General features: G+C 74.2%; 15 protein-coding genes and 1 pseudogene. 6 read left to right on the top strand and 10 right to left on the bottom strand.

Going from position 1 to position 25,011, the window contains the following annotated elements:
* Positions 1-74: 74 nt before the first annotated feature.
* Together ACYVO2_RS15340 and ACYVO2_RS15335 are read left to right on the top strand one after the other, a co-directional pair.
* The gene (locus ACYVO2_RS15340; protein WP_461008410.1) at positions 75-2,534 is read left to right on the top strand and encodes a CBM35 domain-containing protein; all 2,460 of its coding nucleotides are present in this window, start codon (positions 75-77) and stop codon (positions 2,532-2,534) included.
* A gap of 194 nt (positions 2,535-2,728) precedes the next feature.
* Entirely contained in the window at positions 2,729-3,832 is a 1,104-nt protein-coding gene (locus ACYVO2_RS15335) for a cation diffusion facilitator family transporter (RefSeq protein ID WP_461008342.1), read from the top strand.
* Here the strand turns inward: ACYVO2_RS15335 and ACYVO2_RS15330 are convergent.
* The 3 genes from ACYVO2_RS15330 to ACYVO2_RS15320 form a co-directional block, all read right to left on the bottom strand.
* Positions 3,822-5,621 carry a DUF6055 domain-containing protein gene (locus ACYVO2_RS15330; protein ID WP_461008341.1) on the bottom strand — a complete coding sequence of 600 codons (1,800 nt, stop codon included), beginning with the start codon at positions 5,619-5,621 and terminating at the stop codon, positions 3,822-3,824. The genes ACYVO2_RS15335 and ACYVO2_RS15330 overlap by 11 nt on opposite strands.
* 148 nt (positions 5,622-5,769) lie before the next feature.
* Positions 5,770-7,707, bottom strand: a complete 1,938-nt coding sequence (locus ACYVO2_RS15325) for a hypothetical protein (RefSeq protein WP_461008340.1) — start codon at positions 7,705-7,707, stop codon at positions 5,770-5,772.
* Complete coding sequence (locus ACYVO2_RS15320; protein WP_461008339.1) at positions 7,704-8,600, bottom strand: hypothetical protein; 897 nt, start codon at positions 8,598-8,600, stop codon at positions 7,704-7,706. The genes ACYVO2_RS15325 and ACYVO2_RS15320 overlap by 4 nt, the downstream gene beginning before the upstream one ends.
* A 146-nt stretch (positions 8,601-8,746) precedes the next feature.
* Here ACYVO2_RS15320 and ACYVO2_RS15315 point away from each other — a divergent pair, with 146 nt between their 5' ends.
* A complete protein-coding gene (locus ACYVO2_RS15315; protein WP_461008338.1) occupies positions 8,747-9,895 on the top strand; it encodes a winged helix DNA-binding domain-containing protein in 1,149 nt (382 codons plus the stop codon).
* 404 nt (positions 9,896-10,299) lie between these two features.
* Here the strand turns inward: ACYVO2_RS15315 and ACYVO2_RS15310 are convergent, their stop codons facing one another.
* Positions 10,300-11,415 (bottom strand): endo-1,4-beta-xylanase, encoded by a 1,116-nt coding sequence (locus ACYVO2_RS15310; RefSeq protein WP_461008337.1) that lies wholly within the window; start codon positions 11,413-11,415, stop codon positions 10,300-10,302.
* Between the two features lie 361 nt (positions 11,416-11,776).
* On the opposite strand from ACYVO2_RS15310, the gene ACYVO2_RS15305 reads away from it, so the two are divergent.
* Positions 11,777-12,718, top strand: coding sequence for an MBL fold metallo-hydrolase (locus tag ACYVO2_RS15305; RefSeq protein WP_461008336.1), 942 nt, complete (start codon positions 11,777-11,779; stop codon positions 12,716-12,718).
* A 64-nt stretch (positions 12,719-12,782) separates the two neighbouring features.
* On the opposite strand, the gene ACYVO2_RS15300 is transcribed toward ACYVO2_RS15305, so the two are convergent.
* From ACYVO2_RS15300 to ACYVO2_RS15280, 5 genes and pseudogenes are all read right to left on the bottom strand, one after another.
* Positions 12,783-15,575: a DUF5682 family protein gene (locus ACYVO2_RS15300; RefSeq protein WP_461008335.1), complete on the bottom strand. Its 2,793-nt coding sequence runs from the start codon at positions 15,573-15,575 to the stop codon at positions 12,783-12,785.
* A complete protein-coding gene (locus tag ACYVO2_RS15295; RefSeq protein ID WP_461008334.1) occupies positions 15,572-16,684 on the bottom strand; it encodes an ATP-binding protein in 1,113 nt (370 codons plus the stop codon). Before ACYVO2_RS15295 ends, ACYVO2_RS15300 begins: the two co-directional genes overlap by 4 nt.
* 209 nt (positions 16,685-16,893) lie before the next feature.
* Positions 16,894-18,360, bottom strand: a complete 1,467-nt coding sequence (locus tag ACYVO2_RS15290; RefSeq protein ID WP_461008333.1) for a vWA domain-containing protein — start codon at positions 18,358-18,360, stop codon at positions 16,894-16,896.
* Positions 18,357-19,778, bottom strand: a complete 1,422-nt coding sequence (locus ACYVO2_RS15285) for a hypothetical protein (protein ID WP_461008409.1) — start codon at positions 19,776-19,778, stop codon at positions 18,357-18,359. Before ACYVO2_RS15285 ends, ACYVO2_RS15290 begins: the two co-directional genes overlap by 4 nt.
* A 9-nt stretch (positions 19,779-19,787) precedes the next feature.
* Positions 19,788-20,285, bottom strand: a pseudogene (locus ACYVO2_RS15280) (hypothetical protein); the annotation flags it as partial.
* Positions 20,286-21,051: 766 nt separating this feature from the next.
* Between ACYVO2_RS15280 and ACYVO2_RS15275 the strand changes: the two are divergent.
* Both ACYVO2_RS15275 and ACYVO2_RS15270 read left to right on the top strand, forming a co-directional pair.
* Positions 21,052-21,837, top strand: a complete 786-nt coding sequence (locus ACYVO2_RS15275) for a TetR/AcrR family transcriptional regulator (protein ID WP_461008332.1) — start codon at positions 21,052-21,054, stop codon at positions 21,835-21,837.
* Positions 21,838-21,933: 96 nt separating this feature from the next.
* Positions 21,934-22,644 (top strand): carboxymuconolactone decarboxylase family protein, encoded by a 711-nt coding sequence (locus tag ACYVO2_RS15270; protein ID WP_461008331.1) that lies wholly within the window; start codon positions 21,934-21,936, stop codon positions 22,642-22,644.
* Positions 22,645-23,077: 433 nt separating this feature from the next.
* On the opposite strand, the gene ACYVO2_RS15265 is transcribed toward ACYVO2_RS15270, so the two are convergent.
* Positions 23,078-25,003, bottom strand: coding sequence for a potassium channel family protein (locus ACYVO2_RS15265; protein WP_461008330.1), 1,926 nt, complete (start codon positions 25,001-25,003; stop codon positions 23,078-23,080).
* Positions 25,004-25,011 lie beyond the last annotated feature (8 nt).

Genomic DNA, 25,011 nt, shown 5'->3' with positions numbered 1-25,011 from the left:
CCGCCCGCCTGCCCGGCAGAAGGCGACCGCGAGCCAGAGCCGCCCTGGTCGGCCTGCTGCTCGCGGCCTCCACCATGACCGGCGTGTCCCTGACCGCCCAGCCCGCCGCGGCCGCCCCCCAGCGGCTCACCGTCGACCTCGCCGCCCCCGAGGGCGCGGTCATGCGCGGCGCCAACGGAGCCCTGTACGGCCTCAGCGACGACGGCGTGCCCAGCGACGCCGCGCTGGAGCCGCTGAAGCTCACCAGCGTCTCCCAGAAGCCCGAGGGCGGCGCCCAGCACCCCAACGGCGACGCGATCACCGTCTCGAAGTCCTTCTTCCGCAACGGCGGCGGCGACGTCTACGTGATGATGCAGGACATCTACGCCAAGTGGCCCTACGAGGACCTCGGCATCGAGGACTACCTCACCAAGGTCGACCGGATCGCCCGGGACGTGAGCGGCGCCCCGAACAGCGACCGCTTCGTCTACGTCCCGTTCAACGAGCCCGACTGGATCTGGTACGGGCTCAACAGCTCCGACCAGGCGAAGTACGAGGCCGGCCGCGACCGCTTCCTGCGCGACTGGAAGACCGTCCACCAGCGCATCCGCGCCCAGGACCCCGACGCCCGCATCGCCGGGCCCAACGAGGCGTACTACGACCGCCGCTTCCTGCCCGAGTTCCTCACCTGGACCAAGGCGAACGGCGTCCTGCCCGACGTGATGACCTGGCACGAGCTGAGCCCCGACTCGCTGCGCGCCTTCCAGGGCAACTACGAGCACTACCGCGCCCTGGAGCGCAGCCTGGGCATCTCCCCGCTCCCGGTGAACATCGACGAGTACGCCAACCGCCGCGACCTGTCCGTGCCCGGCCAGCTCGTGCAGTGGGTGTCGATGTTCGAGCGGAACAAGGTCTACGCCAACCAGGCGTACTGGGACGCCGCGGGCAACCTCAGCGGCAACGTGGTGCGCACCAACATCCCCAACGGAAGCTGGTGGTTCTTCCGCTGGTACGCCGGGATGACCGGGCAGACCGTCAAGGTGACGCCGCCGCAGCCCGACACCGTGGACACCCTCCAGGGCCTCGCCTCGCTCGACCGCGGCCGCCGCCAAGCCCAGGTGCTGCTCGGCGGCTCCTCCGGCGACACCGACGTCCTGGTGCGCGGCGTGGACCGCGGGGTCTTCGGCGGCGCGGTGAACGTGACCGTCGCCGAAGCGGAGTGGTCCGGCTACGAGGGCGCCCACCCCGCGCCCCGCGTGCTGTCCCGCGGCCGGGCGGCGGTCGCCGCGGATGGCAGCGTATCCGTGCCCCTGAAGGGCCTGCGGAACATGTCCGCCTACCGGATCGTGCTCACCCCGGCCGGCGGCGGCACCCCCGCCGCGGCGCAGGTGCCGTGGAGCGCCTCCTACGAGGCCGAGGCCGCGCGCATCACCGGCGGGCAGGTCAACACCCACGGCACCGTGGCCAACGCCAACGGCTACGCCGCCTCCGGCACCAAGGACGTCGGCTCCCTCAACACGGCCGCCAGCAGGGTCGACTTCTCCGTCACCGTGCCCCGCAGCGGCGCCTACGACCTGTCGGTCCTCTACGGCAACCAGTCCGGCGCGCCCTCCACCCAGCGGCTGTCCGTGGACGGCGCCGCCGTCGCCACCGTCACCTACCCGTCCACCGAGAACTGGACCTACCGCGGCCGCAAGGAGCTCACCGTCGAGCTGACCGCGGGCAGCCACACCCTCACCCTGGCCAGGGACACCGGCGAGGCCAGCCTGGACCGCATCGACCTCACCGCGCACACCACCCCGTCCACCACGTACGAGGCCACGCTCGCCGAGGTCTCCGGCAGCGCGTCCTACGACTACCGCGACTCCTCCGGCACCGGCACCGGCGCCCTGGTCCTCGGCGGCGGGGGGAAGGCCGTCTTCGACGTGTACGCCCCGCGCGACGGCTACTACACGGTGACCTCCAGGGCCTCCGCGGCCGTGCGGCTGTCCGCGCACGGGCAGAGCGCGACCGCGGCCCCGAACCGGGCCCTGCGGCTGTACCTGGCCGCGGGCAACAACCGCGTCACGGCCACCGCCGACCCCGGCACCGCCCTGCGCGGCCTGGACGTGACCGGCTCCGGCTCCGCCTCAGGCGCCCGCTCCTACGAGGGCGCGCAGGCCGCGCTCACCGGCGGGGCGCGGCTGGTGGACAGCCCCCACGCGTCGGGCGGCAGCTACATCGGCTGGCTCGGCAACGGCGCCGACAGCAAGGCCGCCTTCACCGTGGACGCCCCGCGCGCCGGCCGCCACCTGCTGGTCGTCCACTACGCCCACAACGACCGGCGGGACAACGGCCACGCCTACAACACCGACATCGTCTCCCGCACCGCCGACATCACCGCGGGCGGCACCACCCGGCGGGTGACCTTCAAGAACACCTGGAGCTGGGACGACTACTGGACGCTCGCCGTCCCGGTCGACCTCGCCCGCGGCTCCAACACCATCACGTTCGGCAACGCCGCGGCGTGGGCGCCGAACATCGACCGGATCGAGCTCGCCCCCGTCCTCGGCTGACGCCCACGGGAGCGGCCGCCCCCCCCACGAGGGGCACACGCGTAGCGGCACTCCGCCCGGCCCGGGTCCCGAGCACCTCGGGGCCCGGGCCGGGCGCGGTCGCGCCCCCGGTGCGGTTGCAAAGGCGTCGCACCTGGTCAGCGGCGGTATGAGCGCTGTAGCCGCAATGGGTTTTCCGTGCCACCGTAAGCCCCATGGAGGGGACCGCACGCCCGCACGGGCACACCGACCACCACGCTCACCACCACGCGCCCCGAGGCCGGTGGGCGCGGCTGCGCCACCGGGCCGCGCATCTGCTCAAGCCCCACTCGCACCGCTCGGCCGACAAGGTGGACCGGGCGCTGGAGTCCTCGGCCGAGGGGATGCGGGCGCTGTGGGTCTCGCTCGCGGTGCTGGGGCTCACCGCGGCGGCCCAGGCGGTGGTCGTGGTGCTCTCGGGGTCGGTGGCGCTGCTGGGGGACACCGTGCACAACGCGGGGGACGCGCTGACCGCGCTGCCGCTCGGGGTGGCGTTCGTGCTGGGGCGGCGGGCGGCCAACCGCCGGTTCACCTACGGCTACGGGCGGGCGGAGGACCTGGCCGGGATCGCGATCGTGCTGACCATCGCCGCCTCCGCCGCGTTCACCGCGTGGGCGGCGGTGGACCGGCTGCTGAACCCGCGCGAGGTGGACTGGCTGCCCGCGGTGGCCGCGGCCGCGGTGATCGGGTTCGCCGGCAACGAGTGGGTGGCCCGCTACCGCATCCGCACCGGACGCAGGATCGGCTCCGCGGCCCTGGTCGCCGACGGCCTGCACGCCCGCGCCGACGGCTTCACCTCCCTGGCCGTCCTGCTGGGCGCGGGCGGCGCCGCCCTGGGCTGGCGCCCGGCCGACCCGGTGGTGGGGCTCGCCATCACCGCGGCGATCCTGCTGGTGCTGCGGGACGCGGCGCGGGAGGTGTTCCACCGGGTGATGGACGCCGTGGACCCCGCGCTGGTGGACGCCGCCGAGCGGGCGCTGCTGGCCGTGCCGCGGGTGCGGGCGGTGGGGGAGCTGCGGCTGCGGTGGATAGGGCACCGGCTGCGCGCGGAGGTCGCCGTCGTCGTGGACGGGCGGCTGACCGTGCGGCAGGCCCACCAGGTGGCCGTGGACGCCGAGCACGCCCTGCTGCACGCCGTCCCCCGCCTGACCGCCGCCCTGGTCCACGCCGATCCCGCCCCCGACCCGGGCGCGGCCGACCCGCACGCCGCGCTCGCCCACCACGCGGCCGGGACCCCGCGGCCCGGCGCGTCCTCGCGGCGCCCCGCGGCTACCGGCTGAGCGCCACCTCCGCGTCGCCGAACGCGCGGGTCGGCGGGTTGATGTCGGTCTCGCCGCCCCGGCCGTCGCAGCCGCGGTCGGGGTTGAACATCAGGTACGTGCCGGAGGAGCAGGTGATCCACAGCTCCGCGTCACCGCCGACCACCACGTTCCCGGACAGGTTCGCCCCGCCCTGGACGATCGCGTTGTCCCGCACCACCACGTTGTCGCGGAGGGTGGCGCCGGAGTTCACCCAGGCCAGGCCCTCGACGCGGACGTTCCCGGTGAGCGTCGAGTTGCCGAGGACGGCCGCGCGCGGGCCGACGTGGACGCTCGCCGCGACATTGGCGCGGTTGTCGACCCAGCCGCCGCCGTTGGGGTGCCAGTGCCCGCCGCCGGTCGCGGCCGGCTTCTGGTGGCCGGGCTCGTGCCCGTACGGCGTGGCGCCGCTGACCGTGAACTCGTACGGGTAGCGGTAGTTCTTCGGGAAGCCGTCGTTGTACCCGTAGTGGTGCACGGTGCTCGGGGTGCCGGTGACCGTCAGGTAGACCTCGGTCTCGCCGGGCTGCAACTGGAAGCCGATCTCGCCGTCGGCGCCGCTGGACAGCGGGCCGTACCGCGGCACGCCGTTGCGCAGCGCCACGAACCCGTACGTCCAGCCGGACCCGGCGGCCGCGTTGACATGGCCCTTGAAGCGCAGCCGGACCAGGGCGCCGTCGCTGCTCGGCACCAGCCTGATCTTGTTGTAGCCGTAGTCGGACGGGGCGAGGGCGTTGGGGATGGCGTAGTGGCCCGCCGCCTGGTTGACGGCGTTCACCGGGACGCCGTTGTAGGCGTTGACGAAGCCCGCGCCGTAGACGTTGCGGATGAACGGCAGGACGGTGGCGCGGTTGGAGTAGTCGTAGGTGACCTGGCGCTGGGCGTACTCGCCGATCCTGGTGTTGAGCTGCGCCTGGGTGAGGTTGTTGACGCGCCGGTAGACCTCCAGCGGGTGCTCGTTGCTGCGCGCCTGGTTCCAGATGTCGGTGAACGTCCTCATCCCGCCGTACTTGTCGACGAGGTACTGCACCAGCATCCAGTTGCCGTAGTGGTGGCGGCTGGAGGAGTAGGCCAGGTTCTCGGTGCGCAGGAACCGGGTCAGGTCGCCTGCGCCGCCGCCCGGGTAGACCTGCATGGTCATGAACTCGGCGCTGGTCTCGTAGAAGGTGCCCGCCGAGGGGTCGGTGAGGCCGACGCCGCTGCCCTTGCCCAGGTAGGTGTAGAACTGGAAGACGTGGGCCAGTTCGTGGGCCAGTCCCCACGACCCGGGCTGGGCCGCGCCGGGGGCGACGTTGATGACGCCGACCCGGCCGTCCACGGAACCGGCGTTCGCCCAGCCGTCCAGCTCCGTGCGGTTCCAGGTGCGGGTGACGATCACGATGATCTTGTGCTGGGCCAGCATGCCGGTCTCGGGTGTGAACCGCATGTCGTTCACGTAGAACGAGTACAGGCTCTCCAGTTGGCCGAGGATGTTCGCCGGGTCGAAGCGGTACTCCGCGGGCGCGTTCAGCGGGTCGGTGCCGGAGCGCTCACCCCACAGCAGGACGAAGTTGGCCGACTCCCTGGTCCGCTCCTGGCGCCAGGGTACCTCGCCGGTCTGCGTCCAGCGGGCGGGGATGTACACCGTCTTGGCCGCCGCCACTTCGCCGCCCGCGGCCGGCGGCTTCCCGGCCGCGGTCGAAGCGGCCGGGGCCGCGCCGGCCACCAGGAGCGCCAACGAGGCGGCGACGACCAGAGGCCTTTGCCATGCCCATGACATTCGCTTCCGCATGAACCGCTCCTCCGTCCCAAGGGGGCCCCGGCCATGCTCCCATGGAAGCGCTTTCACGCCTAGGTACGGCGACGCGAACGGCCCGTCGGCGGCGCGTACTCGGCCGGTGGGGCCGCCCCCGCCGCACCGCCGCCGACGGGCCCGCCGCTCAGCCCTCGTCCTCCTCGTCCTCCTCGTCCACTCCGCCGAGGGAGTCGTAGAGCTCGTCGATCAGCGGGGAGTCGTCGGCCCACCACAGGTCCGTCTCGCGCTTCCCTGACCCGCCGGCGACCAGGGAGGGATCGACGGCGTCCAGCCAGGGGGCCTCGCCGACGTCCTCCGCGTACCCCGGATCGAAGTCGCCGATCATCGGCACGGGGACGGTCGACTGCCGGTGCCTGACCATCCACGAGTTGCGGAAGAAGTCGAACCGGAGGTGGCGGCAGTCGGCGGACTCGGTGAAGACGATCGGCGGGACGAGGAAGTGGGCCGCGTCGACGGTGGCCGCGACGTCGAGGTAGTTCTCGGGGGTGCCGCCGAAGTTCCAGCAGGCGGCGAAGTTCACCGGCGCCAGCGACTCCTTGCCGAGGACGTGGATGAGGTTGCCCCGGACCAGGAACTTCTCCGGGTCCAGCACCACGTCCTCGCCGAGCATCAGGATCGGCGCGGGCATGATGTGCGCCTTGGCGAAGGTCTGGGCCCGCGTGTAGAGGTCGACGATCTCGTCGTGGCGCGTGGGGTCGAACCGGCCCGAGTCGTGGAACGGGCAGCACGCGCTGTTCGGCTTCTCCGGATCGGGGAAGAGAACGGACTTGTCGAACGGCGCGAGGGCCGACTCGCCGCCCCTGGCCGCGAGGAAGGCGGGGATCCAGGCGGTGTCCTCGGCCTCGATCACGGCCGAGTCGCACAGGGCGCGGAACGGGGTGTCGCCGAGCTTGCAGTTGAAGTGGTCGAGCAGGGTGATCGCCGCGCACTCGGCCAGCGAGAGCGCCTCGCTCCTGGGGAACCAGAAGTCGTGGCCGTTCGCGACGAAGTCCACCCCGCGGAACCGCTTGTGGACGAAGGGCTCGCGGGCGGGCCCCGGGGCGAGGCCGTCCCAGTGGGCCGCGGCGACCCGGTTGTAGCAGGCGTCGGCGTGGCGGGCGAGCTCGGGCGCGAAGACGCTCTCGCCGGTGAGGTAGCACGCCTTGCCGAACAGCGCGCCGATCTCCGGGTCGTGCGTGACCTCGGACTCGGCGAAGGTGAAGATGAGCTCGGTGCGCAGGAAGACCTTGCGGCCGTCCCGGTAGGGGGCGCCCTCGTGCTCGTACCGCTGATCGAAGATCACGCAGGTGAAGGGCTCGATCTCGGTCAGCGCGGGGCCGCCGGTGAGGTCGAGGGCGGGGGCGCCCGAGCCGCCGGTGAGGTAGAGCAGGACCGTGTACCGGGAGACGTGCCGGCGCGCGGCGTCGTAGTAGGGGGTGTCGCGGTGGCGGTGGAAGTTGCCGTCGCCCGGCTCGAACCTGTTGCAGCGGAACACCGGGTTCACATGCGAGAAGCCCTCCAGCAGCGGCTGCGGCAGCGCCTTGGCCACCGCCTCGGTGAGCGCCTCGGCGAGCAGCGCCGAGTGGAAGATGAAGCGGTCGCCGCCGCGCGAGGCGGCGTTGAGCGGCGGGACGTAGAGGTCCAGCGCGTCGAGGCGCTCGAGCCGGGCGCGGGCGCCGTCCGGGAGCCGCAGGGAGAACGTGTACGCGTCCCCGGCGAGCTCCACCGGATCGGCGAGCTCGAGTTCCAGCCTGTCCCCCGCGAACAGGCGGTCGAGCGGAAGGATGTTCTCGAACGTGCGGAACGACAGCTCGCGCGGATCGACGAAGACGGCGGCCAGGTGCGGCGCGTCCTCGCTGGGCCGGGCGAACAGCTCGCGCACGCCGGCGTCGATGCGCTCGGCCTCGACGAAGCGCACCGCCTTGTACCGCACGGTGGGGTGCCAGCAGACCGCGAGCCCGTCGAGGGTCGCCGCGGGTTCGGCGTCGGTGGCGTCGACCTCGGCCAGATACCGCTCGACCTCCTCGGCGGGGGCCCGGCCGGCCGAGAGGGCGAAGAAACGGTCGCGGAGCTCGGTGCTCATGCACTCCTCCAAAGGCTGCGCAGCGCGGGCGGGAGGTGGGGGGCGTGGGCCAGTTTTCGCGCGCCTGCTTCACCGACGTCGTCGCGGTACAGCAGCAGTCGCCCGAGCGAGTCGGCGAACGGTGCCGCGAGCAGGGCGTCCACCCCCTCCTCGCCGATCCGGTTGTAACGCAGGTCGAGCTCGGTCAGCTCCTCGAAACGCCCCAGGGAGAGCATGGCCAGGCCGGTGAGCGCGTTGTGCTGGAGGCGCAGGCACCGGACGGCGCGGAGGTGGGGGGACGCCGCGAGGACCGCCAGGCCGGGGTCGCCGATGCCGCAGTAGCGCAGGTCGAGCGTCCGGATCCGCCCGACCGTAGGCGAGGCCCCGAGGGCCATGGCGCCGGGGTCGCCGATGCGGAGGTAGGACAGGTCCAGCTCGACGATCCGGCTCAGGTCGAGCGCGGCGAGCGCGCCGGCCCTGACGGGCGGCGGGACGGGCACGCCGTCGTCGTCCTCCTCCCAGTCGTCCTCGTCCTCGTCGTCGTCCTCGCCGGTGACGGGCCCGATCCGCAGCGCGGTCACGAAGGGCCCCTCGAGGGCCTTCTTGATCAGCGCGGGCGCGTCGTCGGACCAGGCGACGGCGACCTTCGTGGCGAACCCGTACCGGCGTGCCAGGGCGGTCACCCCGGGCGGCAGCTCCGCCTCCCAGTCGGGCCGGTGCTCCCGCACCAGCGCGGCGATCTCACGCTCCAGGGCCTCGCGCCCGGCGGGACCGACCCGTGCCCGGCGCTGCTCCAGCCGGATGAGCTCGCCTCTGGCGTCACCCCGCGCCAGCAGCCAGTCGCCGTAGGAGAGCCATGAGGCGAGGTCGCCGGGGCGGTCCCGCAGTTCCTGTTCGCGATCCGCAGCTTTCATTCGGGGGATGCTAGGGGCAGGCACCGACACCGGCGGCCTCCGCGGGGTGCCGGACGGACCCCGTGTGGACCCCCGGATTCGCCGTCGGCCGCCGCCGTGCCCCCGCCTCGGCCGGCGGGCCGCCGGCGCGGGGGAGAATCGCAGCCATGAGGATCACCGCGCGTGCGCTCAACCGCGCCACACTCGCCCGCCAACTGCTGCTCGGCCGTGAGCGGCTGGACGCCGCCGACGCGGTGCGGCGGGTGGTCGCCGTGCAGGCGCAGCAGCCCGCGTCGCCGTACCTCGCGCTGTGGAACCGGCTGGACGGATTCGACCCGGCCGGCCTCGACACGGCCCTCGCGGACTTCCGCGTGGTCAAGGGGACGCTGATGCGGATCACCCTGCACGCGGTCCACGCCGCGGACTACCGGGCGTTCCGCGAGGCCGTGGAGCCGACGGTGCGCGGCTCCCGGCTCGGCGACCCGCGCTTCAGGGCGTCCGGGCTCACCGCCGCCGACGCCGACGCGCTCGTCCCCCGTCTGCTCAAGCACGCCGACCGGCCGCGGACCGCGGCCGAGATGCAGGTCGCGGCCGAGGAGCTGCTCGGCGCGCCGCTGCCGCCCGCGGCCTGGCGGATGCTGCGCCAGTACGCGCCGCTGTGGCACGCGCCCACCGGAGGGCCCTGGTCGTTCGGCACCCGGCAGTCGTACGTGGCGGCGAGCGCCCGTCCGGTGCTCGCGGACCCGGAAGCCGCCGACGACGCGCTGCGGATCCTGGTCCGCCGCTACCTGGCGGGCTTCGGACCGGCGTCGGTGCCGGACATCGCGCAGTTCTCGCTGGCCCAGCGGGGCCGGGTGCGCGCGGCGGTGCAGGCGCTCGCCGGCGAGCTCGAGCAACTGGAGGGCCCCGACGGCGCGGTGCTGTACGACGTCCCCGGCGCGCCCAGGCCCGCCGAGGACACCCCGGCGCCGCCCAGGCTGATGGCGATGTGGGACAGCGTCCTGCTGGCCTACGCCGACCGCGGCCGGGTCATCCCGCCCGAGCACCGCGGGCACGTGATCCGCGTGAACGGCGACGTGCTGCCCACGCTGCTGGTCGACGGCCATGTGGCGGGCGTCTGGCGCGCCGTCGACGGGGGAGTGGAGGCCACCGCCTTCCAGCCCCTCCCGGACGCCGCCTGGGAGGGGCTGGCCGCGGAGGCGGAGGGGCTTGCCGCCCTCCTCGCCGGCCGCGACCCCGGGGCCTATCGCCGCTACGACCACTGGTGGGCCAAGGGCCTGCCCGCCGCCGAGACACGGCTGCTTCCCGGGCGCTGAGCGGCGACCGGCCGCCGCCCCGCCGCCCGCGGCGCCGAGCGCCCCGGCCCGTGCCCGCGCGGCGGCTCCCGTCCCGCACCCGCAGGAGGCCGGATGCCGGAGGGGGACGACCGCCGCCTGGGAGCGCGAGGGGCCCCTCGACCCCGCGGAGCAGCGGCTCCAGGTGCTGTTCACCGCCGGCCCGGCCGGGATGAGCGCCCGCATGGGCGGACACCCGGCCAGGTCCGGCACCCGGACCCCGGAAGGCCCTTCGGCCTGACGGCGTCACGGCTGGCGGAGTCACGGCCTGGCGGCGGCCCGTGCCGGAGGCCCCGCCGCGGGCCGTCCGCCGGCCTCGCGCCGGGCTGGCGGCGGCGAGGCCGGCGGACGGGGCCGGGGTCGGGGCCCGTCGGTGGGGCGGTCCGTCAGCGGCGGTAGGCGGCGGCGACGGCCCGGTAGGCGGGCTTGGGCCGGTAGTCGGCGTCGAAGATCAGCGCGTCGCCGTAGCCCTCGAACCAGCCCGGGACCCAGGAGTGCTTGTCGGTGACGCCCCAGGTGGTCACGCCGCGGCAGCGGGAGACGGCCACGCAGGCGCTGACCACCTGGTGGTAGTCGCTCGCCTGCTGGGCCAGCTCGGTGGCGTCCGCGGGGGTGGGCAGGCGCACGTCGAGCTCGGTGATCCGCACGTCCACGCCGAGGGCGGCGAACCGCTGGATGTTCTGCCGCAGGGTGCTGGGCACCTCGCCGAGCACCAGGTGCGCCTGGAGGCCCACGCCGTCGATGGGCACGCCCTTGGCCCGCAGGTCGCGGACCAGGTTGTACATCGCGGTGCTCTTGTCGTTGACGCCCTCGACGTTGTAGTCGTTGATGAACAGCTTCGCCTTCGGGTCGGCGGCGCGGGCGGCGCGGAAGGCGTCGGCGATGTAGCCCTCGCCGAGCTTGTCCAGGAAGACGGTCGAGCGCAGGGTGCCGTCCTCGTTGAACACCTCGTTGACCACGTCCCAGGTCTGCACCTCGCCCCGGTAGTGCTTCATCACGTTGGTGATGTGGCCGGTCATCACCGAGTGCAGCTCGTCCGCGGGGACGTCGCCCACCCAGCTCGGGAGCTGGCTGTGCCACACCAGGGTGTGCCCGTGGACGCGCTGCCGGGCGGAGGCGGCGAAGTCGACCACGGCGTCGCCCGGGCCGTACACGAACTGGCCGCGGGACGGCTCGATGGTCTCCCACTTCATCTCGTTCTCGGGGGTGACGCTGTTGAATTCCCGGGCGGCGACGGCCCGGTAGCTCGCCTCGCTCTCCAGCGGGCCGGTGGCCACGGCCGCGCCGATGAACTTGCCCTTGGCCCGGGCCAGGTCGCGCAGCGCGACCGGCTTGTGCTTGCCGCCCTTGCCCGCCTTGCGGACGGTGTCGGCGTGGGCGGCGTCGGCGTTTGCGGTGTCGGCGTGGGCGGTGGAGGCCACGCCGAGGGGGATGAGCAGGGCGGCGCCTGCCAGCGCCGCGAGAGCGCGGGCGCGCCGGGTGGTGGATCGGGTGCTGGGCACGTACGGTCCCCTTCTTTCGTGTCACCGTGCGAGTTGCGATGCCAGTTCGGAGCGCTCCCGGCCGCGTAAGCAGGAATGCTGTCGCCCGGCGGGGGCAGCGTCAATGCGTTGTGCAGGACTTTGTTTCCGAAACTTCTTCGAAAGATTCGGCACTCCAGGGGCGGGGTGATCGCCGCGGGGCGACGGAGAGACCGCCGCCTCCCGCGGAGGGGCGGTCTTCCCGGACGGGCGCGCCGCGCCGGGGCGCGGGGGCTCGGGTTGGCCGATTGTGAGTGCGGGGACCGGACGCCTGCGCGACGATCGAGGGTGCCGATGCGCCCCGCGGCGAGTCCCCGCCCGCCCCGTACGACAGGAGCCCGCAGTGAGCAGCGTCCAGCACGACGTGACCACGCCCGGCCCGCCCCGCGTCGAGGAGGTCGGTGACGGGGTCTTCGCCTACATCCAGCCCGACGGGAGCTGGTGGATCAACAACACCGGGTTCCTCGTCGGCGGGCGCGGGGTGGTCAGCGTGGACTCCTGCTCGACGGTCCGCCGCACCCGCGCCTATCTGGACGCGATCGCCGCGGTCACGCCGCAGCCGGTGCGGACGCTGATCAACACCCACCACCACGGCGACCACACCTTCGGCAACCACCTGTTCCGCGGCGCCACGATCGTCGGGCACGAGGCCACCCGGGCGGGCATCCTCGACTGGGGAGCCCCGAGGTCGGCGCCGTTCTGGACCGAGGCCGACTGGGGCGACGTCGTCCTCGAACCGCCGTTCCTCACCTACACCGACGCGGTGACCGTGTGGGTGGACGAGCTGCGCGCCGACGTGCGCCACGTCGGCATGCCCGCCCACACCACGAACGACTCGCTCGTCTGGCTGCCGGAGCGCAAGGTGCTCTTCAGCGGCGACCTGCTGTTCAACGGCGGCACCCCGTTCCTCGTGCAGGGCTCGGTGGCCGGCGCGATCCGGGTCCTGGAGGAGGTGGTCAGGCCGCTGGGAGCGGAGACCGTCGTCCCCGGGCACGGCGCCGTGACCGGGCCGGAGCTCATCGACGACGTGCTCGGCTACCTGCGGTTCGTGCAGGCCGCCGCGCTCGCCGGCCGCGACGCCGGGCTCACGCCGCTGGAGACCGCCCGCGAGCTCGACCTGGGCGAGTACCACGACCTGCTCGACCGGGAGCGCATCGTCGGCAACCTGCACCGGGCCTACGCCGAGCTGGACGGCGGCCCGCCCGGCCGGCCCATCGACGTCGCCGCCGCCCTCACCGACATGGTCGCCTACAACGGCGGCCGCCCCCTCACCTGCCTCGCCTGAGCGCCGCCGCGGCGCGGGCCCCGAGGGGTCCGGCGGGGACCCGGAGACCGGGCCCCCGCCGGGGTCACACCCCGGACAGCAGCCGCTCCAGCGCCACCGCCGTGTCGGGGTGGAGACCGGCCAGGGCCGCGCCCGCCGGGCCGGGCTCCGCCGTCTCCCACGCCCCGTCGCAGCCCAGCAGCCCCGCCACCGCGTCGCACGTCCCGGGGTGGGCGGTCAGCAGCACGCCACCGCCGCCCGCGCGCCGCGCCGGACGCGCGGCCGCCGGCTCCGGCTGCGCCAGCCACGGCGGCACCCACTGGTCCAGCTCCGCGAGCCGCCCGGGGAAGATCCGCCCCGCCTCGCGGATCAGCAGCGGCGCCAGCTCGGCACCCTCCGACCGCAGGGAGGTGATCAGGGTCGGCAGCCACGGCAGCAGCACCGGGTCCGGCAGCCGCCCGAAGGCGTTCGACACCGCCTCCACCACGAAGTCGGTGAGGCCGGGGACGGGCTCCAGGGCGTGCACGAAGCCGCTGAGGTAGCGCGGGTAGGCGGGCACCACCAGCGGGTTGCCCAGCAGCTCGTCGCACCGCGCCCGCAGGTCGGCGCGGGAGAGGGTGCCGAGCTGCACCTGCGCCGCCCACAGCAGCGCCGTCTTCGACGGGTCCTGCGGGTGCGACTGGGCGACCGCCAGCTCCAACTGGGTCCTGTCGCAGCCCAGCGACAGCGCCAGGCTCTCCATGCTGAACAGGAACCCCAGCATCGCCGCCACCTGCCGGACGGTGGCGTCGTCGTCGGTGAACGCCGTCGGCAGCAGGGTGCAGTAGTGCGCGTAGCCGGTCTTGACGAAGGACTCGATCCACGGCGGCAGCACCGGCTCGCTGGTGCGGTAGTACGCCAGCAGCCGCCGCACCCGGCGCAGCACCTCCGGCGCGCCGTCCACGCTGCGCTCGGCCGACAGCACCTCCAGGGCCCTGGTGCCCAGCTCGTCGGCGAGGCGGCGGCTGCGCAGGTACAGCGTCGCGTCCTCGACGGTCTCCAGGACGGTCGCCGCGGTGGCCCGCGGGCCGTACGCCGTGCGGCGCAGCCGCTGCTCCAGCACCTGCTCGATGCTGACGCCCTCGTAGCCGAGCTCGATGAGCGCCCGCTGGTGGGTGCCCAGCGCCACGTCCCAGGACTCCTGGATCGGGCGCTCACCGAGCCTGCGCTCACCCATGATGGGCCGCGCGGCGCCCTGCGGCATCAGGTACCGCAGCATCCACAGCACGTCGGAGCACCGCTCCAGCTCCGGCCGCGAGGCGATGTCGAGCAGCGCCCGCTGCACACCGCGCTGCTGGAGCTTGAGGTTCAGCAGCGCGAGCCGGTCGTGCACGTCGCGGGCCAGCGGCGGCAGCGCGTCGTAGCCGACCTGGCCGATCCGGTCGCCGCCCATCATGATCTCCACGAGGCGGCGCACGTCGCGCCGCCCGGGCACGGCGTCCTTCTCGATGCAGGTGACCGCGGCGTCCTGGAAGTCGTACGGCGTGGGCTTGGCCCGGTCGCGCATCCCGGCCAGCAGGATCGACGTCTCGAACACCGCGATGGCGTCGGCGGTGGAGGCGAGGTAGCCGTTGCGGCGCGCGGCGCGCACGATCTCCACCGACCACCCGAGCAGCTCCGCCTCGTCGAGACGGTCGAGCACGGGCGGCCGCCGCAGGAAGCCGGTGAGCCGGTCGGAGGGCGGAACCGGCGCCTGGGGGGCCGCCGCGGCCGCGGACTTCTTCGGCCTCGCCTTCTTCGCGCCCGCCTGGCCCGCCAGCCGGTACGGCTCCACCCGGGTGCGTTTGAGGTTCTTCGCCCACACCGTCGCGGCGATCGACACCGAGCCCGCGGCGAGGCCGAACTGCGCCTCGATCGCCGCGTGGCTGGACGGGATCAGGCCGTGCTGCCACTTGGTGGCGGTGCGCGGGGCGATCCGGTGGGTGTCGCTGCCGTGGACGCCGAACTCCGCGACCCGGCTGGCCGCGTGGAAGGCGCCGCACACGTAGAGGCAGTCCGCGGGATCGGTGCCGGTCGCGGCCAGGTGCTCGCGCATCCTGGTCCACATGTGGCGCTCCCGCTCCTCGTCCACCCGCACCCGGTGCGGGTCGCCGGGCGCCAGGCGCCGGAAGAGGCTGCCGATCAGCAGCATGACCTGGCGGTAGGTGTCGTGGTCGCTGTCGCCGAGCGGCAGTTCGACGTACTGGTGCCACCACTCCGACCAGTGCCGCACCCGGCCGTGGCGCAGCAGGTGCTCCTCCAGCTCGGCGAAGCGCGGCCGCAGGTCGCCGATCTCCACGCCGACCGCGTCGCCGTGCAGCGCCGCCTCCTCCTCGGCGGGCGGCGCGTCCGGGTCGGCGGGCTCGTCCCGCGTCCCGCGCGCGTCCCACTGGAAGACGTGGTCCGAGGAGCGGTCGACGAGGACCAGCTCCACACCCGGGGTGTCCAGCGCGTAGGCGATCGCCTGGTACTCGGCCGACGCCTCGGTGATCGGCGCGACCACCGACAGCGGCGACCACTCGGCGGGGAAGCCCTCGACCTCGGTCGCGAACGCCTGCACCGCCACCGGCAGACGGCAGTTGCGCAGCTCGGTCAGCAGCGGGGCCATGTCCTCGCACAGCTCCAGGTACACCACCTTCGGCTGCTTCTCCCGCAGGCGGCGCGCCATCGCCAGCGCGGACGCCGGCGAGTGGTGGCAGACGGGGAAGATCTCCAGCGGCTCGCGCACCGCGCGGTCGACGTCGTCGACGATGCCGAGCAGGATGCCCTCCAGGGCGCCGGGGCCGTCGGCGAAGGCCGCCGCGGCCTCGTGCAACTGGGTGCGCAGCGCCGTGAAGGTCCCTTCGGGGGCGCCGCTCATGACAGGGTGGCGATCGCGTCGCGGCCGCCCTCCAGGAACTCCGGCCAGGACCCGCCCTCCTCCTTGCTGCGCGGCTCGACGACGCCGTGCAGGTACTTGTTGAGGATGGCCAGGTCCTCGGGCTCGCGCCGGGTCAGCGACCCGACGAGCGAGGAGGCCAGGGTGCGGGCGGTCAGGGCGCGCTCGCCGAAGAAGTTGCTGTGCAGGATCGCGTCCTCCAGCACGCCGATCTGCTCGGCGGTGGACAGCGCGGACTCCAGCTTCTCGTCGTCGCTGCCGGCCGCCGCGGCCGAGGCGCGCAGGTCGGCGAAGCTCTGGAGCAGCACGTCGAGCAGCGTCGGCGGCACGTCCAGCTCTATCCGGTGGCGGCGCAGCAGCTCCTCGGTGCGGAAGCGGACGATCTCCGCCTCGCTCTTCTTGTTGGTCACCACCGGGATGCGGACGAAGTTGAAGCGGCGCTTGAGCGCGGACGACAGGTCGTTGACGCCCCGGTCCCGGCTGTTGGCGGTGGCGATGATCGAGAAGCCGGGCTTGGCGAAGACGATGTTGTCGCTGTCCAGCTCCGGAACGGAGATGTACTTCTCCGACAGGATGGAGATCAGCGCGTCCTGGACGTCGCTGGTGGAGCGGGTGAGCTCCTCGAAGCGGCCGATGGAGCCGGCCTCCATCGCGGTCATGATCGGCGAGGGGATCATCGACTCCCGCGACTGGCCCTTGGCGATGACCATGGACACGTTCCAGGAGTACTTGATGTGGTCCTCGGTGGTGCCGGCCGTGCCCTGCACGACCAGCGTGGAGTTGCGGCAGATCGCGGCGGACAGCAGCTCGGCCAGCCAGCTCTTGCCGGTGCCGGGGTCGCCGATCAGCAGCAGCCCGCGGTCCGAGGCCAGCGTGACGATGGAGCGCTCGACGAAGCTGCGGTCGCCGAACCACTTCTGCGAGATCTCCCGGTCCAGGCCGTCGGCGCGCTCGGAACCCAGGATGAACAGGCGCACCATCTTCGGGGACAGGCGCCAGGAGAACGGCTTGGGGTTGTCGTCGATCGACTCCAGCCAGTCGAGTTCCTCGGCGTACTTGAGCTCGGCGGGGGCGCGCAACAGGTCGGACACGACAGGGCCTTTCGGTACGGGATCCGGTGAGGGGATCGGCAAGGGAAGCGTTGCTGGTCTGAACGGGTAGCGCCTGCGCGCGCGGACGTCCTCGGGTGGGGACGCCCACGGGCGGCGGGACGCGTCACGAGGGGGGAGCGGCTCCGGGCGGGAGCGACGTCCGGTGGGAAGCGGCTCCGCGCGGGAGACGGCTCGGGTGGGCAACGTCCTCAGGTGAGGAACGTCTTCAGTTCGTGGACGAGCTTGCGTATGTGACCGGAGATCACCGGCGTGCCCAGGTCCTTGAACCGCTCCCGGAACCACGGGTTGACGCTGCCGCGGCCCGAGCTGGTCACCGAGCCGACCGGGATGAACTTCGCCCCCGAGCGGTGAATGCCCGCCATGCTCTCGAAGAGCTGCTCGGTGCGCCACTCGTAGAAGTCGGAGATCCACACCACGACGGTGTTGCGGGGCTCGGCGATCTTCGGCTGGGCCAGCGCCATGGCGACCGTGCCGTCGGTGCCGCCCCCGAGGTTGGTGCGCAGCAGGGTCTCGAACGGGTCGTGCGCCCACGGGGTGAGGTCGACCGCCTGCGTGTCGTACGCGATCAGGTGGACGTCCACCTTCGGCAGCCCGGCGAAGATCGACGCCAGGATGGTGCAGTTCACCATGGAGTCGACCATGGAACCCGACTGGTCCACGACCACGATCAGCCGCTGCGGCGTCGTCTTGCGGACGGTGTGCCGGTAGTAGAGGCGGTCGACGTACAGCCGCTCCTCCTCCGGGCTCCAGTTGGTGAGGTTCTTCCAGATCGTGCGGTCCAGGTCGAGGTTGCGGAACACCCGCTTGGGCGGGACGGAGCGGTCCAGGGCGCCGACCGTCGCCTTCTCCACCTGGGTGCGCAGCACTTCGGCGACCTCGTCGACGAAACGGCGGATCAGCGCCTTGGCGTTGGCCAGGGCCACGCCCGAGAGGTTGTTCTTGTCCCGCAGCAACTGCTCGATCAGCGACATGCTCGGGGTGAGCTGCGCGGCGAGCTTGGGGTCGGCCAGCACCTCGCGCAGGTGCATGCGCTTGACGAGGTCGGCCTCGATGGCGCCGAGTTCCGGGCCGATCGCCGGGATCAGCCGGCTCAGGTCGGGTGTCGTGCCGCGGCCGCCGGTGCCGGTGGGGCTGACGCCGGGTCCCGCGGCGCCGCCCGCCGCCCCGCCGCGGCCCCCGCGCAGCTCCCCGGGCTTGCAGCCGAGCGCGCGCTCCAGCCAGCCCGCGTCGGACTGCCAGCGCGCCAACTGCCCGGCGGTGACCGTGCCCGACCCGGAGGCGAAGACGTTGAGCAGCACCTTCGACACCAGCGCCGCGCGCCGCACCTCGGCGGCCCGGTCGCGTGCGCCGTCGTCGCCGGGCTCGGGCGCCATCAGGCCGTCGAGCTCGTCGGCCAGTTCCGGGTGGCGCTGCACGATCGAGTCCACGGAGGCCTGCGGGTCCAGCAGTGCGGGCGGCAGCCCGATGTCCTCGACGACGGCGAGGCTCGCCGACTCCAGCGCGGCCTGCTCCTCGGGGTCGAAGAGGCGGGCGAGGAGCCGCCAGTACAGCACCTGGCGGCGGTTGTCGTGGGGGTCGGCCCCGGGCCGGCGCGCGGTCGCGCCGCCGGCCGCCCCGTGGGTCGCGGATGTCGGTCCCGCGGTGTGCTCCGTCATTTCCGCAGCAGCCTTCCCGCGCGCTCCCGCAGCACGGCCACGGCGTCGGTGGCGGCCTTCTCGGCCTTGACCCCGGCCTTGTCGGTCGTGCCTCCGGCCCATCCTCCGGCGTGGACCGTGACGGGCTTCTTCCGCACGGTCGTCTCGACGGCCAGGGGCTGGACGCGATACGCCCCGGCGTCCCAGCGGAGCAGTCCGATGCACGCGCCGGACGCCGCGACGGCCTCGGGGGTGAGCGGCCCGGCGGCCGGTATGCGGTCGGTGTCGACGGCCAGCGGACGGCCGGCGACGGTGAACGTCAGCGCGTCGCCGTCCTTGGCCGCGGCGCAGCCGTCGAGGAAGACGGGGACGGCGATCCGCGCCGGGTGCCGGTCCAGGGGCGCGGTCGCCGCGGCGGCGGCGACGGGCAGGGCGACCCGGGCGGTGGCGAAGGCGTCGGCGGGCTCGCCGGGACGGGCGTGCTCGTCGCTCCAGACCAGGTCGCCCTCGGCGGTGATCGGCATCTCGGACAGCTCCATCGCGCGGCCCTCACCGGCGGCCGCCAGCAGCGACATGTGCGGGCGGAGCAACTGCCACAGGCCGGCGCCGACGACCGTGTCCGGCTTGGGCGCGGACACGCTCGCGCGCACCAGGCGGGGCGCGGAGCCGTCCGCGGGCTCGAACACCGCGTGGACCTGGGCCTGGACGGCGGTCGCGTGCTCGTGCAGGTCGACGCCGAGGGGCAGCAGGCGGCCGGTGGCCGTGCCGGTCACGGGCACGCCGGCCGCGCCGGGCAGCGTCAGCAGCATCGCGCGCGCCCACAGGTCGGCCCAGCGGCGCACCGGGACCCGCTCCAGGGTGGCGCCGGGGCAGGACGCGGCCAGTTCCGCGGCGAAGCCGTCGAGCAGCGTCGCCAGGCGGCGCAGCGCAGGGTCGGGGAGCATCGCGGAGACGACCTGCGCGGAGCCGGAGACCACCTCGTGGTCGATGCCCTGCCAGCCGCAGCGCGCCAGGTCCGACAGCCAGGAGCGGGCGGCGGCGAGCAGGTTCACCGCCTGCTGCCCGCCGGGCTCCGGGAGGACCTCCTCGGCGCGGGGCCGGCCGGTCACCTCCTCGACGCGGGTGAGCAGCGCGTCGTGGACGGAGCCGAGCAGCGCGGTGCGGGCGGCGGCGAGGGCGACGAAGTGGTCCTCGGCCGCGGCTCCGGCCACCGCCTTCTCGGCCGCCTCGGCGACCCTGGCGGCCAGCGGCGTCCCCGCGACGGCGTCGGCGAGCCCGGTCAGGCCGGCGGCCCTGGCGGGCGGGGGGCGCAGCAGGCCGGTGACGAGCGCCTCGTCGAAGGCGTGCACGGCCGCGAGGGCTTCGTCGAGCCCGGCGACGGCCTCGGCGAGCGGGCCGGTGTGCTCCTGCGCGCTCGCACCGGGCTCGCGCGGCGGCACCCCCGCGGTCACCGCCCTGGTCGGCGGGAACCACTGCATCTCCGGCAGCGGCGCGGTGCTGGGTGCCAGCTCCAGGTAGGCCAGGTGGCGCAGGAACCGGCTGAAGACGGGCGCGGCGGCCGCGGCGTCCCCCTGGGACGGACGGGCGGCGCTCATGGCGGAGGCGACGGTCTGCGCGCTGGGCTCCCCGTCCGCGGTCTCGACCCGCAGGTAGCGGGCGACGCGCTCGGCGCCGTACTGGAGCACCGCCTCGTTGATCAGGGCCCTGATGTGGTTGCAGAACCCGCCCCGCGCGCCGCCGCAGGGCCGGTTGTTGTTGGTGCTGCACGCGAACGCGTAGGTGCCCGCCGCGACCGACGACACGTAGACCCGCTCGATGTCCGAGCCGCTGGACACCACGCCTTGCAGGCGCCCGTCGGCGAGCTCGACGAACGGCACCTTGGCGAGCTTGCGCGGCCGGGCCGGCGGTACCACCCGCGCCGTGCTCGACCTCTCCCAATCGGACAACGCACCATCTCCTCTACGCCAAGGGGACGTCCACGCCACACCGGCGGGACACGGCTGAACATACTTGCGGCCACTGACAGCGCCGCCCGCGGGTTCGGGCCGTGCGGGCGGAGGGAGCCGGCGGCCGTCCCCGGCGGTGGGCGGGTCGGCGGCGCGGGTCGGCGCGGAGCCGGACACGGGACGTCGGGCGGGCGGCGGGGGAAGCCGCGGAGGCGTGCGGGGCGGCTCCCCGGGAGGGCTCAGACGGGCTGGTGGATCCCGATTCCGCTCCCCATTCGGCGTGCTGCTCGTCTCACGACGACGTCGTGGCCCCGGGCGCCGGCTTCGACACCGGCATCCTGCACAGCGAAGAGGTTCGTCGCCCGCGGCAGTGCCGAACTCGAAGACCGCCGCCGTCTCCGTCGGCCGACCCCGCGGCTCCGGCGTCGCGGGATCCGTCACGTTCCGCGACCTGAGAACCCTGGGCGATGGTTTTCGGCCACTTCCCTCCTGCACCGCTCGGCGGAGTGGCACGTCCGGTTGCCAGGCAGGCGAAGGGGCTGGTGACGCTCATTCGAAAGTCCAGGGGAATGCGAGCGCTCCGCGAGGGTCCGCCGCGCCCGTCCGGCTGAGAACGCCGAGGGTCGAAGGTGGGCCTTTTCGACTTGCTGAGCCTGTCACCTGCGGCGATCACAATCCGTGTGCGGCTGCCCGGCCGGGAGCCGGCCTTTGCTCACGGCTGATACTGACACTTGTGCTTACTAAGCAGCAAGTGCAGACTCATGGCATGACGACGGAACAGGAACAACTGGAAGAGATCGGGGAGGTGGTAGTCCGCCACCTGGCCGACACCGACCGGGAAGCAGCCGATTTGACCCTGGCCGACCTGGCGGAAATCGTCGGTGTGTCCCGGGCCACCCTCATCCGCCGCATCGGCAGCCGCGGGGCGCTCGACGGAGTCCTCGCCGCCGCGGGAGTGCGGGAGGTCAGGCGCCCGGGCGCGATGGAGCGGTGCGTGGAGGCCGCCGCCCGGCTCTACGCCGAGTACGGCGTCGCCGAGGTCACCCTCGACCACGTCGCCACCTCCGCCGGATGCACCGTGCAGGCGATCCACGGCGGGCTCGGCGGCAGGGACGGCCTGCTGGTGGCCGTCTTCGAGCGGTACAGCCCGCTGCCGCGGATGGCCAAGGCGCGGGAGCGGCTCCCCGAGGACCTCACCCAGGGTGCCCGGGTGCTGTACTCCCAGATCCTGGCCTCCCTGCTCGGCGACCCGCCGGTCCTGCCCAACCTGATGGTGGAGGTCCTCTCCCGCCCCAGCGGGGCCCTGGCCTCCCACGTCCGCGACAGCTACGCCCCCCGCACCGCCGAGCTGGTGGAGGGCTGGCTGGCCGGGCACATCGCCCGCGGCACCGTCCGCCCGCTGCCCCGCCCGACCCTGATGAGCCTGTTCGCCGGACCGGTCCTGCTCCAGTCCGTCCTGGCCGCCGTCGTCGGCGACCACCCCACCCCCAGGCAGAGGGAGCGCATCGCCACCGACCTGGCCGTCTCCTTCTGCAACGGCATCAGCGCCTAGACACCGACAGCACCGCGACCGTCATACCCGTACCACATTCGTCTCCCCCTCCTCCGGCCCTCCGACAAGCGGCCGGACCCCGAAAGGAGTTCTGTGATGGTGGACCTGCCCAGCAGCCCCCTGGCCGAGATCGACCCGGAGTTCGAGAAGGTGGCCCTGGAGACCGGCGGGTGGACCTACGCGCGGATCCCGGACCTGACCATGCGCGAGAAGCTCCTGCTCTGCCTGACCAACGACGTCTGCCGCGGCCACAACGCCCTCGCCCTGCGGCTCCACGTCCAGGCCTCGGTCCACCACGGCACCCCCTTCTCCGACATCCTCGCCCTCATCCGCTTCGTCGCCCCCTACGCCGGCTACCCGGCGGCCGCCGACGCCCTGGAGTACGTCAACACCGTCCGCCAGCAGCTCGGCATCCAGGCCCCCGGCCAGGACGAGGACCCGGGCGTGGCCGGCGAAGGTGTGGAGCCGCCGCGGTTCTGGGTCAGCGCCGACCAGTGGTCCGCGGAGTTCATCGAGTCCCGCACCTCCCGCGCCTGGCGCGAGTCCCGCCTCAGCGGCAAGGAACGCGCCTACATCGCCCTGGTCGCCGACATCGCCAACCAGACCCTCGGCCCCTCCTTCCGCGGCCACGTCGAGCAGGCCCTCCTGGAGGGCGCCACCCCGGCCCAGGTCCGCGCGGTGGTCCGGTTCACCAGCGAGTTCGGCTGCGTCAAGGCCGCCAACGCCCTGCGCGCCCTGGACGAGATCCTCGCCATCGCCGAGACCCGCGGCGAGACCGTCCGCAGCGTCAGGCTCGTCGCCGCCTGACCCGGCCACCACCGAACAACCACGCACCACACCGCTCAACCCCCGGGGCGCACCCACCACAGGGTGCGCCCCCGAGCATCTCCACCCCTCCGCGACCCCGCCCCCGGCCGGAAGCCCACCGTGGCGGTCGGGGAGAAGACCCGCTGGAGCCGCCGGACAGGACGAGGAGGCCGAGGACGGCAATGCGGCCGGACGGTGGCGTGACGGGAACCGGGGCCCGCGGCAGCGCCGGGGTCCGGCAGACCCCGTGAACGCCTGGTCACCCGGCGCCGCCACCTACCGCACCGCCTCGACCGGCACCTCACCGCCTACCGGATCCTCACCGCCCCCGAAGCGCCGCCGCGACACGACGCCCCGGCGCCCGTCCGCCCGCCCGGTCCCGATCCCGGTCCCGATCCCGGCGCCGGGGGAGAAGCCCGCTGAACCCGGGCGGTCATGGTGTCGGCGGGTCCGCCGCCGGGCGGCCGTGGCCGAGGAGTTCGGCGAGGCCCTGCCTGGTCGCGGCGAGGACCACGCGGTCGCGGGGGCGCAGCAGGTAGCCGGGGTGCAGGTCCCACACCAGGCCCACCGCCCCCGCCGCTCCGCCGCCGGGCGCGGTCAGGTCCCGCCGCCGGTCCTCGGCGATGTCCAGGGCGATGATCCGCCAGAAGCCGGGGCGGAAGGCCTCCGCCACCGTGCGGTCCTCCAACTGCGGGTGCCCGGCGACCTCTATGGCGGCGAAGACCAGCACGCGCCGCTCCACGGGTATGGCGCCCAGGATCTCCCGGCCCATCATCGCCCCGGCGAAGGACGGCGCGGCCAGGGAGGTGACGCTCCTGCTGCGGGTGAGCGCCTGGGGGTGCGCGGCCCGCAGCGTGCGGTGGACGGCGGTGGCGAACCGGTCGTCGTACAGCCGCAGCGCCACGCGCAGGTCGGGCTTGACCGCGCGGGCGTACAGGGCGGCCTCCAGGTTGGTGGTGTCCGCGCTGGTCAGGGCCAGCAGCGCGTGGGCGTGCCGGATCCGGGCCGACTCCAGCACGCCTTCCTCGGTGACGTCGCCGATGACGGTGGGCACGCGCAGGCCGCGGGCGAGCGGCACGCCGCGGGCCTGCGGGTCGCTCTCCACGCACACCACGGGGATGTCCAGGTCGCGCAGGCGGGCCAGGACGCGGGTGCCGACCTTGCCCAGGCCGAGCAGGACGACATGGCCGGACATCCCGCGCGGCGGGCGCCGCAGCGACGAGGCGGTGCGGAAGGTGCCCAGCGCCTCCAGCACGGCCGCCATCAGCACCGGCAGGAAGAGCAGCCCGGCGAGCCCGGACAGCAGTTGCAGCACCTGCCGCCCGTCGGACTGGCCGACGGCGGGGTCGCCGATCGCGAACACGTCCAGCAGGGCGAGGTAGGCGGCGTGCGGCAGCGGCGCGCCGGTCACCCTCCAGGACGCGGCGGCCAGGGCCAGCACGGCGAGCGCCAGGCCCCCGATCGACCAGCGCAGCCGCCGGGACAGCAGCGAGCCGAGCGGCATGGAGGGGCCGGGCAGGGAGCGCCGGGGCGGCGGCCCGTTGTGGGAGACGGCCTCGAGCACGACCGTGCCGCGCCCCGCGGCGGCCGCCACCGCGTCGTCGTCGGGCAGCAGCCTGGGGCCCTGATCGCCGCTGCTGTCCGAGCCCTCCACCCCGGCGGGATCGTCGGCGGTGGCGGACAGCAGCGCCAGCGTGCACAGGCCAGCCGGGGCCACCTCGCCGGACTCCGGAGGGGTGCGCTCCACGGCGCGCAGCAGCAGCCCGTCGGCCTGGACGACCTTGCTGGTGCCGGCGACCGCGGTGGCGGCGAGCGCGGGCGCGGCGGTGTCCGCGTCGGACAGCACGGTGGTGGAGGCGTCCGGCTCCGCCGCGTCCGGGTCGGCGACCGCCGCGGCCTGGTCGAGCAGTTCGGCCAGGTGCTGGCCGAGCTTGCGGTTGTACAGGCGGATCACCAGGCGGATGCGGGGGTTGAGGCGGCGGGCGCGCAGCGCGGCGTGGATGTTGGTCTCGTCGTCGTCGTGGACGAGGGCGAGGGCGGCGGCCTGCTCCACACCGGCCTCGGTGAGCGTCTCGTCGTCGGGTTCCGCGGCGTGCAGCACCCGCGTCCCCTGGTCCGCGGGTGCGGCGGGCGTGCGGCCGACCGCGGCGGTGACCCGCCCGAACAGCACGGCGGCACGGACCCGCCCCCGGCCCGCCGCCGTCCGGCGGGGTCCGCCCGCGGTGGGCACGGGCGGGATGACGAGGGTGACGCGCTCGCCGTACACGTCCCGGAGCTCGGCGGCCAGGCGGTGGGCCAGCGCGTCGTCGCCGCAGACCACCATGTGCGGTGCGCCGGGCGGCGGAAGCGGAGCGGGCATGGCTGATG

The organism is Streptomyces capparidis (genome assembly GCF_054782095.1).
The sequence above is the reverse complement of the archived record's forward strand: the minus strand, read 5'-3'. Positions and strand labels throughout refer to the sequence as shown.